The organism is Enterococcus sp. BSD2780061688st2 D3, from assembly GCF_005844145.1.
Taxonomy (GTDB): Bacteria; Bacillota; Bacilli; order Lactobacillales; family Enterococcaceae; genus Enterococcus_B; species Enterococcus_B durans.
On the sequence record NZ_SPHN01000014.1, the window covers coordinates 1 to 15,346 of the forward strand.

Below are 15,346 nucleotides of genomic sequence, written 5' to 3' on the forward strand. Positions count from 1 at the left end.
GAAGGAGTTGCTTCTGCTCCCACCGTTTATTCGTTTTTAAAGAGTGGGACAAAAGTGTTTCTTACTTTTGTCCCACTCTCTTAGTATTGCACATTCAAATTAGGTAACTGTTCTTATTGATTCGCCAACCATGCTTTCGCTTCTGACAATGCATCTGGAATACCCGCTGGATTTTTTCCGCCTGCTTGAGCCATGTCAGGTCGACCACCGCCACCGCCGCCAACTTTTGGTGCGATTGCTTTGATCAAATCGCCAGCTTTCAAACCAGCTTCATTCATTTCTTTTGTCATCGCAGCCAATAAGCTGACTTTTCCATCCTGTTCGTTTGCTAGAACAAGGATGTCGGAAATCGCTTTTTGTTTCCATTGGTCTGCTAATTGACGCAATTGGTTCATGTCTTTCACTTTGACTTGAGCTGTGATTATTGTTTTTCCATTGATTGTTTCGCTATTCTTGAATATATCGCCTGCTTGTTGATTTGCCAACTTGCTAGCCAATTGTTCATTTTCTTTTTGCAGTTCTTTCAGTTGTTGTTGCAATTGTTCTGTTTTAGACACTACTTCTTTCAACTGAGGAGATTTTACGATTGCAGCGACATCTTTCAACTGTTGTTCTTCTTCTTCAAGAAGTTCATATGCTTCTTTACTTGTTACTGCTTCAATACGACGAACACCTGCACCAATACCAGACTCAGAAACGATTTTGAATATCCCGATATTTTCAGTATTTGCTACATGCGTTCCACCACAAAGTTCGATCGACCAATCACCCACATTGACTACACGGACTTCACGACCATATTTTTCACCAAATAGCGCCATAGCTCCCATGTTTTTAGCCGTATCAATATCCGTTTCGATCGTTTCGACTGGAATAGCTTCCCAGATTTTTTCATTGACGATTTTTTCCATTTTGATCAATTCATCTGTTGTGATTTGACCAAAGTGAGTAAAGTCAAAACGTAAGTGGCCTGGAGCAACTAATGAACCTGCTTGATTCGCATGTTCTCCTAATACTTCTTTTAATGCTTTATGCAATAAATGGGTCGCTGTATGATTTTTGATGATTCGATTTCTTCTAGGTGCATCGATCAATAAATGGTAGACTTGTCCTTCTTTGATCGTTGAAAGAACCTCAACCGTATGCATAAATTGACCATTTGGCGCTTTTTGCACGTCAACGACATTTGCCACAATATCACCAGAGGCATCAATGATCCAACCAGTATCTGCTACTTGTCCACCCATTTCCGCATAGAATGGTGTTTCAGCAAAAATAAGTTGTGCTTCACCTTCTGTAAGTTCGCTTACAAGTTCTTCACCTTTGACGATCACCAAAAGTTCGCTATTTGATTCAATATGATCATAGCCGACAAATTTACTTTCAACCTTGATATCCGTCAATAAAGCAGATTGTACGCCCATAGACTTTTCAGTGCTACGCGCAGAGCGGGCACGTTCTCTTTGTGCTTCCATTTCTTTTTCGAAGCCGGCATGATCTACTTTTAGCCCTTCATCTTCCGCCACTTCTTCTGTTAATTCAACTGGGAATCCATAGGTATCATAAAGTTTGAAGATATCTTTTCCAGAAAGCGTTGTGCCGTTTTCTTTTTTGACATCCGCGATGACTTGATTCAGGATTTCCAATCCTTCATTGATTGTTTCATTAAATCGTTCTTCCTCTGTCCGAACCACTTTTTCAATGAATTCTTTTTGTTGAAGGACTTCAGGATAATAACTAACCATGATCTCTCCAACAACTGGCACAAGGTCATATAAAAATGCTTTTTCGATCCCTAATTTTTTACCATGCATCACAGCACGACGTAGTAAGCGACGTAGTACATAACCACGTCCTTCGTTAGATGGTAAAGCCCCGTCTCCAATAGCAAAAGACAATGCACGAATATGATCGGCAATAACTTTATAAGAAATATCTGTAACAGGATTTTCACCGTATTTTACTTGCTTACTTAATTTTTCTACCGCATGGATGATCGGTAAGAATAAATCTGTTTCGAAGTTCGTTGGAGCATCCTGAACAATGGAAACCATCCGTTCAAGCCCCATCCCCGTATCAATGTTTTTATGTGGCAATGGTTCAAATGTATTATCTGGTTTGTGGTTGAATTCAGAAAAAACAAGATTCCAGATTTCTAGGTATCGTTCATTTTCCCCACCAGGATAATTTTCAGGATCATCTTCTGCTAAGTCATTATAAGCTTCTCCACGATCATAGAAGATTTCTGTATCTGGACCACATGGACCAGCACCGATATCCCAGAAATTATCTTCCACGTCAATGATATGATCCATTGGTAACCCAACTTCTTCATGCCAAATACGTTTTGCTTCTGTATCTTTGGGATAAACAGTCACATATAGTTTCTCAGGATCGAAAGCCATCCATTCAGGACCAGTTAAAAATTCCCATGCCCAGTGAATTGCTTCATTTTTAAAGTAATCCCCGATTGAAAAGTTCCCTAACATCTCAAACATCGTGTGGTGGCGAGCTGTCTTCCCAACATTTTCAATATCGTTCGTACGAATCGATTTTTGCGCATTTGTGATTCTTGGATTTTCTGGTACGACTGAACCATCAAAATATTTTTTTAATGTTGCAACCCCAGAGTTGATCCATAATAAAGTTGGATCATTCACTGGAACTAACGATGCACTCGGTTCGATTGTATGCCCTTTTGATTGAAAGAAATCTAAAAACATTTGTCGAACTTGCGCACTACTTAATTGTTTCATTTCATAACCTTCTTCCTTGATTTTAAAGTACAAAAAAACACCATCACAGCCAAGGACGAAAACTCGCGGTACCACCTTGATTGCAATGATGTTCGATCATTACCTCTTAAACTCGATAACGCTGAGTAGCGTTGATATTGCTATCAAGAGAAAAAAGGGAGCAATTTGGATGTAGACTATTCTTTTTCCAGCCTAGAAAGAATTTTCTGTCAGTCTTTGAACAAACAAACCATGTCCTTTTCGTACCTTATTAGTATACGTATTCTCATTTCTTCTGTCAACAACTCTCGAAGATTTCTTTCCTTGTTCCATAAACATTTTTTGTTCAAATAGCCTTGAAAGATTATAATCACAAGAAATCATTTCAAAAAGAGAACGCAAGCTTACTATTCATCAAGAAATGCAACAGCCTTAGATTTACCCAAAACAACAGTAAAATCCCTGTCAAATCAACGTAAATTGGTATTTAAAATCTAGATAACACAACACTAACGCTCAGTATTATTGATTCAATCTATTTATCCTAGCTTGATGATAGTTAGATTTACAAGAAAAAAGCTAGCCAGGATGACTAGCTCACTTTTGAAGTTTTATTTATGTGAATTTTTCTTGTTCTTCTTAGCAGTTCTTGTTTGTTGTCTTCGTTCAATCTTGCGTTCTTGTTTGTTCTTTTCCGCAATTGCCCAATCGATTTTTTTCTTATATCCTGGTTTGATTTTTTTCTTTTTCTTTTTCACAAGGCCAATCAATGTTGGATCAAGTGTATCTTTTGATTTTTCACGTTTCGTTCGACGATTTCGATCATACGTTTTAACGATTTCGTCATTCTTGATCTCCATCGGTTCAAACGTCACGCCGATTTTTTCAATACCATCGATTGCTTGTTCATCACTTGGAGAATATAACGTGATTGCTGTTCCTTTCAGCCCATTACGTCCTGTACGACCAACGCGATGGATAAAGAAATCTAAATCATCAGGAACTTCTGCATTGATGACATGGGACACTCCTTCGATATCGATTCCACGAGCAGCTAGATCCGTAGCAACAACATATTGATACTCTAAATTTTGTACCTGACGCATCACACGTTTTCTTTCTCGAGGTGTGATTCCCCCATGGATTTTTGCGACTTTAAGACCTTGATTTTTTAAGTAGTCCGCAATTTCATCCACATTTTGCTTAGTATTTGCAAAAACGATTGCCAGATAAGGATGACCGATCGTTAGCAATTGATAGATCATTCGATTTTTATCTTTCCCTTTAGTTGAAATCAACCAATTTTCAATATCTTCAGAAATGACTGCTTTCGGTTTGATTTCTTCAATGATTGGATTGACCATATATTTACGTAAAAATGGACGTAGTTTTTCAGGAATCGTTGCTGAGAACACTAAGAATTGCAGTTTTTCAGGTAAACGACTGGCAATTTGATCGACTTCATTCAAAAAGCCCATATCTAATGTCATATCCGCTTCATCCACTACAAAAGCAAAAGCTGTGTGGATCTTCAACGCTTGCTCATTCATCATATCTAAAATTCTACCTGGTGTACCAACTACAACATGGGGTTGTTGGTGATGCAAACGATTCAATTGACGTTGCTTGTCTGTTCCGCCGACAAAATTTGATACACGGACTTCTGGACTTGAAAATTTCGCAATCTGACTAGCAGCATCATAGATTTGCGTTGCAAGTTCCCGACTAGGGGCAGTGATCACCACTTGAACTTCTTCTTTTTCAGCATTTATTTTTTCAAATAATGGCAATAGGAATGTGTGTGTCTTCCCTGAGCCAGTTTGTGATTGACCAATGATATTCTTCCCTTTAGCGATCAATGGGATCAATCGTTCTTGGACTTCAGTGGGTTGTTTGAACCCTTTTTCCATCAATGCTTCATTGATATATGGTTTAAAATGGAATTGTTCAAAATTACTCATTTTAGCACCTCTTCTCTTTCATTTTTTCACGACTTTCGAATTATAACACATACGGGCATTTTTTGCTTCCTTATTTCAAGCTCTGCCTCCCTGAAACTTATTGTTTATGCTTGTCTTCAATCGTACTGATCGTATGCGTATGGCTTGCCTTCTCATAAAATAAGACTCGTTTTTTTCGGATAAAAGATAGAATGATGTTCAAAACGAAAATAAATTGTGCAAACAAAATCCCAAGATATATAAATACTGAAGTCATCTGAGTCACACCCGTTGTATAATCAAAAACAATTTGTAACAACTGCGAGATCCAACTTAAACCATAGAAAATAAAGTAGAGATACGCATAGCGGACAAACAATGATTTGAAGCTAAGTTTTGAGTTATCATCTGCTACGATCTTTATACGAACGATTTTCTTCCCTAGAGTTCGCCCATTAGTCAAATAAGGTACTAGCATAAAGTATAAAATGACTTCAATAAATATCCATCCACCACTTGAAGTGATACTTCCTATTTTAAAAGCCGCTTGCAATAACAACGTAATGATAAAAGTCAAAACAGACAAGAAACCCCAATCAATCAAATAGGCGACCAACCGTCTAGTAAGCGAAACCGTCTTCCCCTTTTCATATGAGATTTCATCCATTCGTGCTCTAGTTGGTAACATAAAGGTGAAAACTGGTTCGATGATGAAGCCCAATGCGCCACCGAGGGTATTTGTGAGAAGATCATTTACATCAAATAAACGATATGGTCTAGGGTAGATAAAATAAAGACCACTCAACTGTGTCAACTCAAAAAACAATGAGAGACAAAAGCTTGCAATGACAGTTTTGATAAAAGAAAAACGGAAATAGTACCTTAAATAGATACCAAAAGGCACAATCAGTAATAAATTGAACACTGGCTCTAAGAAAACACTTTGTCTCATCGCGGGCAAGTACGTACTTGGATCGGATAAAACTAAGACTGTATTTTGTCTAAAATGTTCCCAAGTAGCGAATAAGTGCAATTCCATTTTTGGCCCTGTCATCTGTGCCACAGCTTCTTTCGTAGGTAATGGCAAGATCACCAAAAAATATGCACAGAGTAAATAAAAGACAAATGAGTACAAAACAATTGCTCTCGTTAAAATAAATGTTCCATACTTTCGATATTCATAAATAAAGAAAACCGATGAGATCGCTAATGCTAAAAACGGAAAAACAATCAGCGCAAATCGTATCGGTTCAATATAACTTGACATAAAAATCCCCCCCACCAGATGTATATTTATCTTATCAGTACCGTTACAAAACATGCAAGTAATGGAGGTATTATTTTTAAAATTAAATCAATTGAAGTATGATAAACATGAAGGGGGAATGAACAATGTTGAATATCTACTTTGTTTTTGGGGTTCCTATGTTTTTATTGATCCTTTATTTTGTTTTTGCGTACATACGCAAAAAAACGACTATCCACTATCTAGGTTTTATCCTCCTGATCATCTCAGGATTTATGCTGGTTTTCAACCTTCAAACGTGGCAACAGGCCTTACAAGAATTGGATCAATTCTCAGTAAAAGCTCTTTCTGAAAGAGTAGGTTATCCGATCTATCTGATTTGGGTACCAATTATCATTGCGATTTTTTTGATCATACTCAACCTTTTGCGGGCGTTTCGCCGCTTCAACTACTTAAAAAACAAAACATAAAAAAACGACTTTGTGTGATTAGGCAGCTTCCTAATACTCAAGGTCGTTCTATTTTTGATTAGTGCAATGTGATCAGTGCAGATTCATCTCGATACCAGGTCCTAATGGAATATTGAATACATAGAAAAGAATGAACAAAATCACCCATGTAATAATCAAACCGACTGAGTGAGGCAACATCATCGAGATGATCGTTCCCACACCCGTTTTTTTCTGATACTTTGCCGCAAATGTCACGATCAGTGCAAAATAAGGCATTAATGGTGTAATAATATTGATTGGAGAGTCTGCTACACGGTAAGCGGCTAAAACAGCTTCTGGCGCAATCCCCAATTGATACAATAATGGAACAAAAATAGGCGTTAAGATTGCAAATTTAGGCACAGCTCCTACCAATACAAAGTCAAGCAATAATACTAACGCTAAGAAACTGAGCAACAATGACAAACTACTTAAATTCATTCCTTCGATGATCGTCGCCGAGTTTACTGCCCAAACCGTTCCTAGATTGGTAAAATTGAAGTAAGCAATAAATTGGCTGATGATCAATAGCAAGAAGATCATCCCACCTAAGTTACTAAATACTTTGATGATTGGCATAACGACGTCTAAACTTGATTTGATCTTGCCAATTGCTTTTCCAAAGCAAATAGCTGGAACCAAAAAGACGATCAGGATCAATGAAATCAAACTATCCATGAAAGGCGTAGAACCAATCAATTCTCCAGTTTCTGGATGGCGCAACGCTGCTCCTTCTGGGATCGTGATCAGTAAAATAAATGTCAATACAACTAAAAAGCCGACCAACGCCCAACGCAACCCTTTTGATTCATCCTCGAGTTCGTCATTTGCAATGGCTTCCTCTTCTTTGAATGTTCCTAAACGTGGTTCGATCAATTTTTCATTGATCAGTGTACAAACGATGACGATCAACACACTAGAAACAATCGAAAAATAAAAATTAGCCATCAAATCAACAGAGTATCCCGGGTTTATAATATGTACAGCATCATTCAAAATCTCAGTAAGCATCCCGTCTATCGGTGTAATGACAAGATTGACACCGAACCCGCCTGAAACACCAGCAAACGCCGCCGATAGACCAGCTAAAGGATGCCGTCCCACTTTATAAAAGACTGCTGCGCCTAGTGGGATCAAAACTAAGTAACCCGCATCAGAAGCGATACTTGACATAACTCCTAGTAAAACTAAGACTGCAGTCAAAGATGATTTAGGAACAACTTTCACTAATTTGCGGATCATTGCACCGATCAAGCCAACTTCTTCTGCAAAACCTACGCCTACCATTGCCACTAAAGTCACACCAAGTGCTTGAAAACTCATTAGATTTGAAACCGTTGAAGTTAAGATAAAGCGAATACCTTCTCCGCTAAACAAACTCTTTACGTGAACTGTCGTTGATTCCAACTGTCCACTATCTGAATTAAATACTTCATAAGTGGCATTCTGCCCCATCATTTGAAAAATTTGCGATAGTACAGCCACAAACACGATGAGCATCAAGAAAATAATTGCGGGATGTGGTACACGATTCCCCAGTTTCTCTACACCATCTAAAATTTTATCTAATTTTGAATGATTCTTTTTTACGCCTTCTTTCATTATTTTTATCTCCTTTAAAAGTAGCCGGTTGGCAAAGAAGTTGACTCTTCCTTAAACTGATGAACAAACTTACTTGATAGTAATCCCTATAGGAATAGCTTCATTTGAATGAAACATATCAAATGAATAGTGCCCATCATAAAAAGGACTTGATCGTCTACCCGCTATACCAACCAGCTCATCTATCCATTCTTTTTATTGTTTTCCAAATAATTGTGCTGCAATTTTTCTACCAGTTGGCGTATCCGCTAATCCACCTTCTGCCGTTTCTTTGAACATGGTTGGCATCTTTCTTCCCACTTGATCCATCGCTTGTATCACCTCATCTGCGGGAATCGCACTCTTGATACCTGCTAAGGCCATATCTGCCGTTAACAAAGCAAGTGACGCCCCCATTGCATTTCGTGTGATACAGGGAATCTCCACTAGTCCTGCGACCGGATCACAGACTAACCCCATCGTGTTCATCAAAGTCAGTGCTACGGCATGACCGCATTGTTCAGGGGTACCCCCAGCAAGCTCAACAAGGCCTGCACTTGCCATTGCACTAGCAGAACCAACTTCTGCCTGACAGCCTCCTTGGGCACCACTAATGGACGCCTGATTGGCAATTGCTAATCCTACTGCTCCTGCAGTAAACAAAAAGTTGACTTGCTGATTTCCATTCACCCCATGGACTTCTTTCATCATTGTAATGACGCCAGCACATACTCCGGCACTTCCAGCGGTTGGAGTTGCGCAGATCACACCCATCGATGCGTTTAATTCATTCGTTGCAATAGCGTTCCTTGCTGCTTGCAGCGTATTTTTCCCGCTAAAAGGCGACATTTTTTCTAAATAATCAGTGAGCTTCGGTGCATCACCACCTGAAAATCCCGTCATAGAGGCTACACCAGTCAAACCTTTTTCTACTGCTTGTTCCATTGCCACTAAATTTCTCGCCATTTATCCCCAGATGTCTTCTTTTGTCCGTCCGCTTACTTTCATTTCTAAATCAATCATCACTTCAGCCAGACTACTATCAGCTGCTAGAGAAATCAGTTCAGCTATTGTTACCATTCTTTTATTCTCCCTCACTGTCAGCGATATCACACTTTCTATTGGACTAAACGGTAAATAGCATCTGCATAGATAGCAGTCGCTTGATAGATATCTTCGACATACATATATTCATTTGGTTGATGCATTACATTTTCACGGCCAGGGAAAAGAGCGCCAAAAGCACAACCTTTTTCTAGAACTCTGCCATAAGTACCCCCACCAATCGTGCACTCGTCTCCTTTTTCACCTGTATGTTCTTCATAAACTTCCAATAATGTTTTAATAAAAGGATCTTCTGCAGAAACATAATGGGGCAGTTTGATATCCCCAATGATTTTTGCTGAAACAGCGAATGGTTGTAACAATTCACTTATCTCTTGTAAAATTTTTTCATTTGTTGTTCCTTTTGGATGACGAATATTGATAATGATTTGCTTTTCATCAGTATCATATCTGAATACATTGGCACTTGAAGTCACTTGACCCATCACTTCATCTTCCCAATAAATATTAAGCAAACGTCCATTGAAATCTTTATGTAGATAGTTGGCAATCACAGAAAGGTAATTTGACCCATCCGCATCAAATTGATAACGGTTTAAAAATTCACCTAAATAAGTAGCAGCATTGATTCCCTGTTTAGGGTCTTGCGCATGGACTGCTTTTCCAGTAATTTTGAATGTTGCGATATCCTCCGCCAATTCAAATGTACCTTTCAACTGGTTTTCTTCCAAAAAACGATCAAAATCATGTGCCAGTATATCGATCAACTCTAGTTTTATTATATTTACGACCGCAACAGCCTCACTAGGGACCATATTTGAACGTAACCCTGAAGTAAAACTTGCCAATTTCAGCTTACTCGCTTCACTTTTTTGACTTTCAAACGATAATTCACAGGAGATGATACCCTTCTCTCCATTGATGATCGGAAAGTTTGCATCTGGTGAAAAGCCAACTTTTGGTAGTTCTTCTACTTCTTTATAGCGATGGATTCCTGTCCATTCACTTTCTTCATCTGTTCCGAAAATAAAGCGGATTTTTTTATTGATCGGCAGATTCAATTTTTTGATCAATTTTACAGCGTAATAAGCAGCAAGTGAAGGTCCTTTATCGTCACTTGACCCTCGGGCAAATAGTTTTCCATCTTTGATGACCGGCTCAAAAGGATCGGTGTCCCACCCCTGACCAGCAGGAACTACATCGACATGTCCAAGAATCCCGAACATTTCTGCTTCTTCAGGTCCATGATCGATATGTCCAGCTAAATTACCGATATTTTTCGTTTTGAATCCATCTCTTTCACCAAACGCTAATACTTTTTGTAATGCTAAAGCTGGTCCAGGTCCTAAGGGATATTCTGCCGTTCGATGTTCAATGTCTCGTACGCTATCGATAGCCAAAAGTTCTTTTAGATCATTCATTAATTCTTCTTTTATTGACTCTACTTCATTTTGCCAATTGATTTTCATAGTAACCTCCTGATGATTCATAGTTATATGTGTTGGATCGTCCCTGTTTCGTTATATTCTTCTGTTTTACAGATCTCAATGTTTCCACCACCAATTGAGATACCAGTGACAGCTACACTTTTATTGATCGATTTTAAGATGATTTTCACTGTATTGGGATGATCCATTTCTTTTTTTGAAGGAATAAAGCATACCTCGATTCCTTCGTGATAAGCTAGTGCAAACGACTCTCCTAAGTTAGGATCATCAGGCAGCATTCCGAGGAGTCCACCCACTAAGGCAACGTCTGTCCCATGTCCACGATAGGTTTTCCCAAAAGAACCATATAAATAGATATCGACCTCTGTCGGTTTTTCCTGGAACATTTCTCTGGCAAACTTTCCGATCCTTGCAGCACCTGCTGTATGGGAACTACTAGGACCAACCATGATCGGCCCGATAATATCGAAGACACTCGAATACTTATCTGTCATGTTCTCTCTCCTGATCCATGTTTTCTCTTCAAATAGATATAAATTGGAATGCCTGCTAATGTTATTGCGATCCCGCTAGCTGCTAGCACTGTTTGGGTTACTAAGGTACTAGCAACGATAAAGATCCCGCCCACGATTGCGACCAGTGGGATCACTGGATAGATTGGTACTTTATAGGGCCTTTTCAGGTCTGGTTCTTTTTTTCTTAAAATAATCACGCCAATAAAGACCATCGTGTAAAATATCCAGATAACGAAGACGAGCATATCTGTCAGCATATCAAACCCACCAACCATCATCATCCCTACAGCAATGCTCAGTTCTAAGATACCTGCTACTAAAGGTATTTTCGTCTGATTGGTCAATTTGCCCAAATACTGACTAAATGGTAACCGTTTTTCTTTCGCCATCACGTATGGAAGGCGCATACCAGTCAACGTATAGCCATTGATTGTTCCATAAACAGAGATCAAGATACCGATCGTGACTAACTTACCGCCAAAACCACCAAAAATCATTGTTGCTACTTCACTAGCTGTATTGCTGTTGCCACTGATACCTTCGATTGAAGCAGTTTTTAAAAAGACTGCATTGACTAATAAATAAACCACCATGATACCAATGATTCCTATAGAAATAGCTTTAGGAAGATCTTTGGCCGGCTTCTTCAATTCACCTGCAAGATTCCCCACATGAATCCACCCATCATAAGCAAACATCGTCGCTAAAAGTCCCGCTCCTAGTGCCGAAAACAACGGAAGATCTTTCCCTGCTTCAAATGGGAAAAGCTGAAATTCCACTCCACCACTGCGAGATAGTCCAAATAAAACGATCAACAGTAAGGGAATCAATTTGCAAACTAAAGTGATCGACTGAAAGGCGCCGCCCACTTTTGATCCTAGAAAATTGATCAACATGATCGTTACAGCTGCAATGATAGCGACTGGCACGATCAAGGAATTTGTCAAGCCAAAAAGATTGACGAATTGCGTACCGAAAATAATGGATAGTGCGGCGACATTTGCGGGAAAATAAATGATTACTTGCGCCCAACCTAGTAAAAATGCAGCAGTTTTTCCATAGATCCGTTCGATATATTTGATCATTCCGCCTGTTTCAGGTATCGCTGCTGCTAATTCTGCACCAGTCAATCCTGCACAAACTGAAATCACTCCTCCTAAAAACCATGAGAACATATGTAAGCTGACAGAGCCCGTCACTTCGGCGACACTTGCCTCTTTAAAGAAAACTCCAGCTCCGATCACCGTACCCATCACAGTGGATAGAGCAGTAAAAAAGCCCATGGTTCTTTTTAAACCTTCTTCGTTTTCTTCGATATTTAATTGTACTACTTCGTTATTCTCCATCTCCCTTTTCCTCCCTGAGCGTGGGACAAAAGTAAGAAATACTTTTGTCTCATTCTTTAAAACGAATAAACGGTGGGAGCAGAAGCAACTCCTTCTTAAATAAGCCGAAATTCACAAAAATTTGAAAAGCAATTTCCGTTAATTGCTTCTTATTTCTCGGAGTTAAACACTTCTGTCCCAGCCACTTTTTATATTTTTTGAAGGGGTTAGACTGTGGTCGCTAATTTTTCTTGAAGTTTCGTCAACATATCTTGTGTCATCGCGTGTAGATCATATTTCGGACAGAAGCCCCATTCTTCTTGTGCACAACTAATATTCAATGAGTCTGGCCAAGACTCAGCAATGGCTTGTCTAACAGGATCTACCTCATAAGTCATTTCAAAATCAGGGATGAACTTTTGGATTGCTTCCTTGATTTCCTCTGGTTCAAACGCCATTGCTGAGATATTAAATGCATTGCGATGAATCAATTTCTTTGGATCAGCATTCATCAATTGGATGATCGCCTCGATCGCATCTGGCATATACATCATATCCATTGAGGTACCTTGACCAATGAAACAAGTGTATTTCCCCTCTTTGATCGCTGAATAATAAATGTCCACCGCGTAATCTGTCGTACCTCCACCTGGTAGAGTTTTGTACGAGATCAAACCAGGGAACCGAACACCTCTTGTATCCACCCCGTATTTCGTATGATAATAATCACAAAGCAATTCACCGGCGACTTTTGTTACTCCATACATCGTAGTAGGGCGTTGGAGTGTATCTTGTGGTGTACTTTTTTTCGGAGTATCCGGACCGAACGCGCCGATCGAACTTGGCGTGAAAAACTTCAAATCAAATTCGCGTGCTACTTCTAAAGCATTGACTAAACCTACCATATTAAGATCCCAAGCAAATTTCGGCTTTGCTTCAGCGACAGCGGACAATAACGCTGCCAAATGGATCAACGTATCTACTTGATAGGTTTCTACTAAGCTACGCATCTTTTCATAATCCATGACATCTAAAATTTCGAATAGTTCATCATCCGTACTTTGTTCAGGTAAACGAATATCTGTGGCAATGACGTTTTCTTTTCCTAGATCTTGTCTGAGACGCGTAACCAACTCTGATCCAATTTGTCCTAAACATCCAGTAACTAACACTCTTTTCATCGTAAGGCTCCTTTGCAAATTATTTTTTCTATTCTTATTTAGCGAAAGCAAATTGATTAGTGGCTCTCGTTGAATAGCTACGGCAAATGAGGGAAATAATTTTTTCTTAAATGATTCCCATCTCTTTTCCCACATTCAAATAAACAGCGATTGCTTGGTCTAACATCTCTTTTGTATGTTCCGCAGTCGGCATATTGCGGACCCGCCCAGTTCCTAATGGTACAGTTGGAAAAACGATTGGCTTCACATAGATCCCTTGTTCAATCAATTTGCTTGAAAAACGTTGGGTCATTGTTTCATCACCTAAAATAACTGGGGTAATCGGTGTCTGTGAAACGCCGATATCATACCCGATTTTTTTCAACTCATTTTTAAAATATTCTGCGTTTTCCCATACTTTATCAACTAATTCGGGATGATCTTGCATCAGTTGAATAGAAGTTAAGGCTGCGCCAGCGGCTCCTGGTGTAAGAGAAGTCGAAAATAAGAATGGGCGACTGCGCGATTTTAACCAATCAATCAGTAACTTCGAGCCTGCCACATAACCGCCAACCACACCAATTGCTTTTGATAATGTTCCCATCTGCATGTCGATTTTATGATTCAAACCGAAATGCTTCACTGTACCAGCTCCTTTACCCATTACTCCAGATCCGTGGGCATCATCTACGTAAGTAATCAAGCCATATTTTTCCGCAATAGGTATCATATCTGGCAAATTAGCGATGTCCCCATCCATTGAAAAAACGCCGTCCGTGATATACATTATTTTTTTATAACGTCCACTTTCCACTGCTGTCTTGGCTTTTTCTTCTAAGTCGGTCATGTCCTGATGCTTCACTCGAATGATCTTCGCCCCTGATAATCGACAACCATCGATGATCGAAGCATGATTCAATTCATCTGATAATATAGCATCATCCTTCGTCATGATTGCTGAAATTGCACCCATATTGCAATTGAAACCAGACTGAAAAGCAATCGCTGCTTCCGTTCCTTTAAACTCGGCAATTTTATTTTCTAACTCTTGATGAATCTTTAACGAGCCATTGATCGTCCGAACTGCTCCAGCACCAACGCCATACTTTATAGTAGCCTCGATACATGCATCCTTTAGTTCTGCACGGTTGGCAAATCCTAAATAATTGTTAGATGCTAAGTTGATCAACCGCCGTCCTTCAACATTGATGATTGCTGCATTCGCTCCTTCTAGAATGTCGATCGTATTGTACAATCCTTGGTCCTTTAATAAAGATAACTCGCGATCCAAATAATCTGACAGTATTTCTGAAGACATTTCGCCACCTCCATTTTTTTGAAACAAAAACCTAGGGATTCACTATATGCAGAATAAAACAGTATCCTCCCGTCTGTTATTATGCCTGTTATTGGTAACGCTTACATTAATAATGAGAGTTATTTAACCGCTTTTTTTAAACATAACGTTTTATTATGAAACGATTATTATCCAACCAACTTATTTAATTTTTTTATTCCAAGTTATTTTTAGTTTATTTTTTTCTACATTGTATAGAAATGCTGTTAAGGCAATAGAGAGAAAAATAGTAACTATTTTCTGAATTTTTTTGTAATTTAAATACTAAATCACTTCTTCTTGACGTGATAAAAAAACAATTAATCATCGTTTTTATTAGTGTTTTCTCATATTCCGTCTGCAATGCAAAATTTTTGTGTGAGGCATGCTCTATGTAAGAAAATTTTGCAGGATATCTCGTAAAAAAAATAGCAGATTACAAATAAGACTTGTTCAGCGATTATTTTTAGTTTATTGTTTATTTAACAAACTAGCGAACATAGG

General features: G+C 38.8%; 9 protein-coding genes and 2 pseudogenes. 1 reads left to right on the forward strand and 10 read right to left on the reverse strand.

Annotation, left to right across the window (positions count from 1 at the left end; all coding sequences use genetic code 11):
- Positions 1–113: 113 nt before the first annotated feature.
- The 3 genes from alaS to FGQ66_RS11090 form a co-directional block, all read right to left on the reverse strand.
- On the reverse strand, positions 114–2,756 hold the full coding sequence (alaS, locus tag FGQ66_RS11080; RefSeq protein ID WP_081133648.1) for an alanine--tRNA ligase: 2,643 nt from the start codon (positions 2,754–2,756) through the stop codon (positions 114–116).
- 590 nt (positions 2,757–3,346) lie between these two features.
- Positions 3,347–4,696 carry a DEAD/DEAH box helicase gene (locus FGQ66_RS11085; RefSeq protein WP_005879118.1) on the reverse strand — a complete coding sequence of 450 codons (1,350 nt, stop codon included), beginning with the start codon at positions 4,694–4,696 and terminating at the stop codon, positions 3,347–3,349.
- A 97-nt stretch (positions 4,697–4,793) separates the two neighbouring features.
- Positions 4,794–5,942, reverse strand: a complete 1,149-nt coding sequence (locus tag FGQ66_RS11090) for a VanZ family protein (RefSeq protein ID WP_138302442.1) — start codon at positions 5,940–5,942, stop codon at positions 4,794–4,796.
- Between the two features lie 125 nt (positions 5,943–6,067).
- On the opposite strand from FGQ66_RS11090, the gene FGQ66_RS11095 reads away from it, so the two are divergent.
- Complete coding sequence (locus FGQ66_RS11095; RefSeq protein ID WP_081133519.1) at positions 6,068–6,391, forward strand: hypothetical protein; 324 nt, start codon at positions 6,068–6,070, stop codon at positions 6,389–6,391.
- 72 nt (positions 6,392–6,463) lie between these two features.
- On the opposite strand, the gene FGQ66_RS11100 is transcribed toward FGQ66_RS11095, so the two are convergent.
- The 7 genes and pseudogenes from FGQ66_RS11100 to FGQ66_RS11130 all read right to left on the reverse strand — a co-directional run bounded on the left by FGQ66_RS11100 (position 6,464) and on the right by FGQ66_RS11130 (position 14,824).
- Complete coding sequence (locus FGQ66_RS11100; protein ID WP_081133518.1) at positions 6,464–8,014, reverse strand: AbgT family transporter; 1,551 nt, start codon at positions 8,012–8,014, stop codon at positions 6,464–6,466.
- A 195-nt stretch (positions 8,015–8,209) separates the two neighbouring features.
- Positions 8,210–9,073, reverse strand: a pseudogene (gene sdaAA / locus FGQ66_RS11105) (L-serine ammonia-lyase, iron-sulfur-dependent, subunit alpha).
- A gap of 38 nt (positions 9,074–9,111) precedes the next feature.
- A complete protein-coding gene (gene pepV / locus FGQ66_RS11110; RefSeq protein WP_113845534.1) occupies positions 9,112–10,527 on the reverse strand; it encodes a dipeptidase PepV in 1,416 nt (471 codons plus the stop codon).
- A 71-nt stretch (positions 10,528–10,598) separates the two neighbouring features.
- Positions 10,599–11,000: pseudogene (locus FGQ66_RS11115) on the reverse strand (serine dehydratase beta chain); the annotation flags it as partial.
- On the reverse strand, positions 10,997–12,367 hold the full coding sequence (locus FGQ66_RS11120; RefSeq protein WP_138302444.1) for an APC family permease: 1,371 nt from the start codon (positions 12,365–12,367) through the stop codon (positions 10,997–10,999). The pseudogene FGQ66_RS11115 and the gene FGQ66_RS11120, both read right to left, overlap by 4 nt.
- Before the next feature lie 206 nt (positions 12,368–12,573).
- A complete protein-coding gene (locus FGQ66_RS11125) occupies positions 12,574–13,527 on the reverse strand; it encodes an L-threonine 3-dehydrogenase (RefSeq protein WP_113845531.1) in 954 nt (317 codons plus the stop codon).
- A gap of 106 nt (positions 13,528–13,633) precedes the next feature.
- A complete protein-coding gene (locus FGQ66_RS11130) occupies positions 13,634–14,824 on the reverse strand; it encodes a glycine C-acetyltransferase (RefSeq protein ID WP_138302445.1) in 1,191 nt (396 codons plus the stop codon).
- Positions 14,825–15,346 lie beyond the last annotated feature (522 nt).

Bases quoted from the DNA above. Each gene is read 5' to 3' on its own strand.
- alaS (WP_081133648.1), bottom strand. From the start codon at position 2,756: ATGAAACAATTAAGTAGTGCGCAAGTTCGACAAATGTTTTTAGATTTC.
- FGQ66_RS11085 (WP_005879118.1), bottom strand. From the start codon at position 4,696: ATGAGTAATTTTGAACAATTCCATTTTAAACCATATATCAATGAAGCA.
- FGQ66_RS11090 (WP_138302442.1), bottom strand. From the start codon at position 5,942: ATGTCAAGTTATATTGAACCGATACGATTTGCGCTGATTGTTTTTCCG.
- FGQ66_RS11095 (WP_081133519.1), top strand. From the start codon at position 6,068: ATGTTGAATATCTACTTTGTTTTTGGGGTTCCTATGTTTTTATTGATC.
- FGQ66_RS11100 (WP_081133518.1), bottom strand. From the start codon at position 8,014: ATGAAAGAAGGCGTAAAAAAGAATCATTCAAAATTAGATAAAATTTTA.
- pepV (WP_113845534.1), bottom strand. From the start codon at position 10,527: ATGAAAATCAATTGGCAAAATGAAGTAGAGTCAATAAAAGAAGAATTA.
- FGQ66_RS11120 (WP_138302444.1), bottom strand. From the start codon at position 12,367: ATGGAGAATAACGAAGTAGTACAATTAAATATCGAAGAAAACGAAGAA.
- FGQ66_RS11125 (WP_113845531.1), bottom strand. From the start codon at position 13,527: ATGAAAAGAGTGTTAGTTACTGGATGTTTAGGACAAATTGGATCAGAG.
- FGQ66_RS11130 (WP_138302445.1), bottom strand. From the start codon at position 14,824: ATGTCTTCAGAAATACTGTCAGATTATTTGGATCGCGAGTTATCTTTA.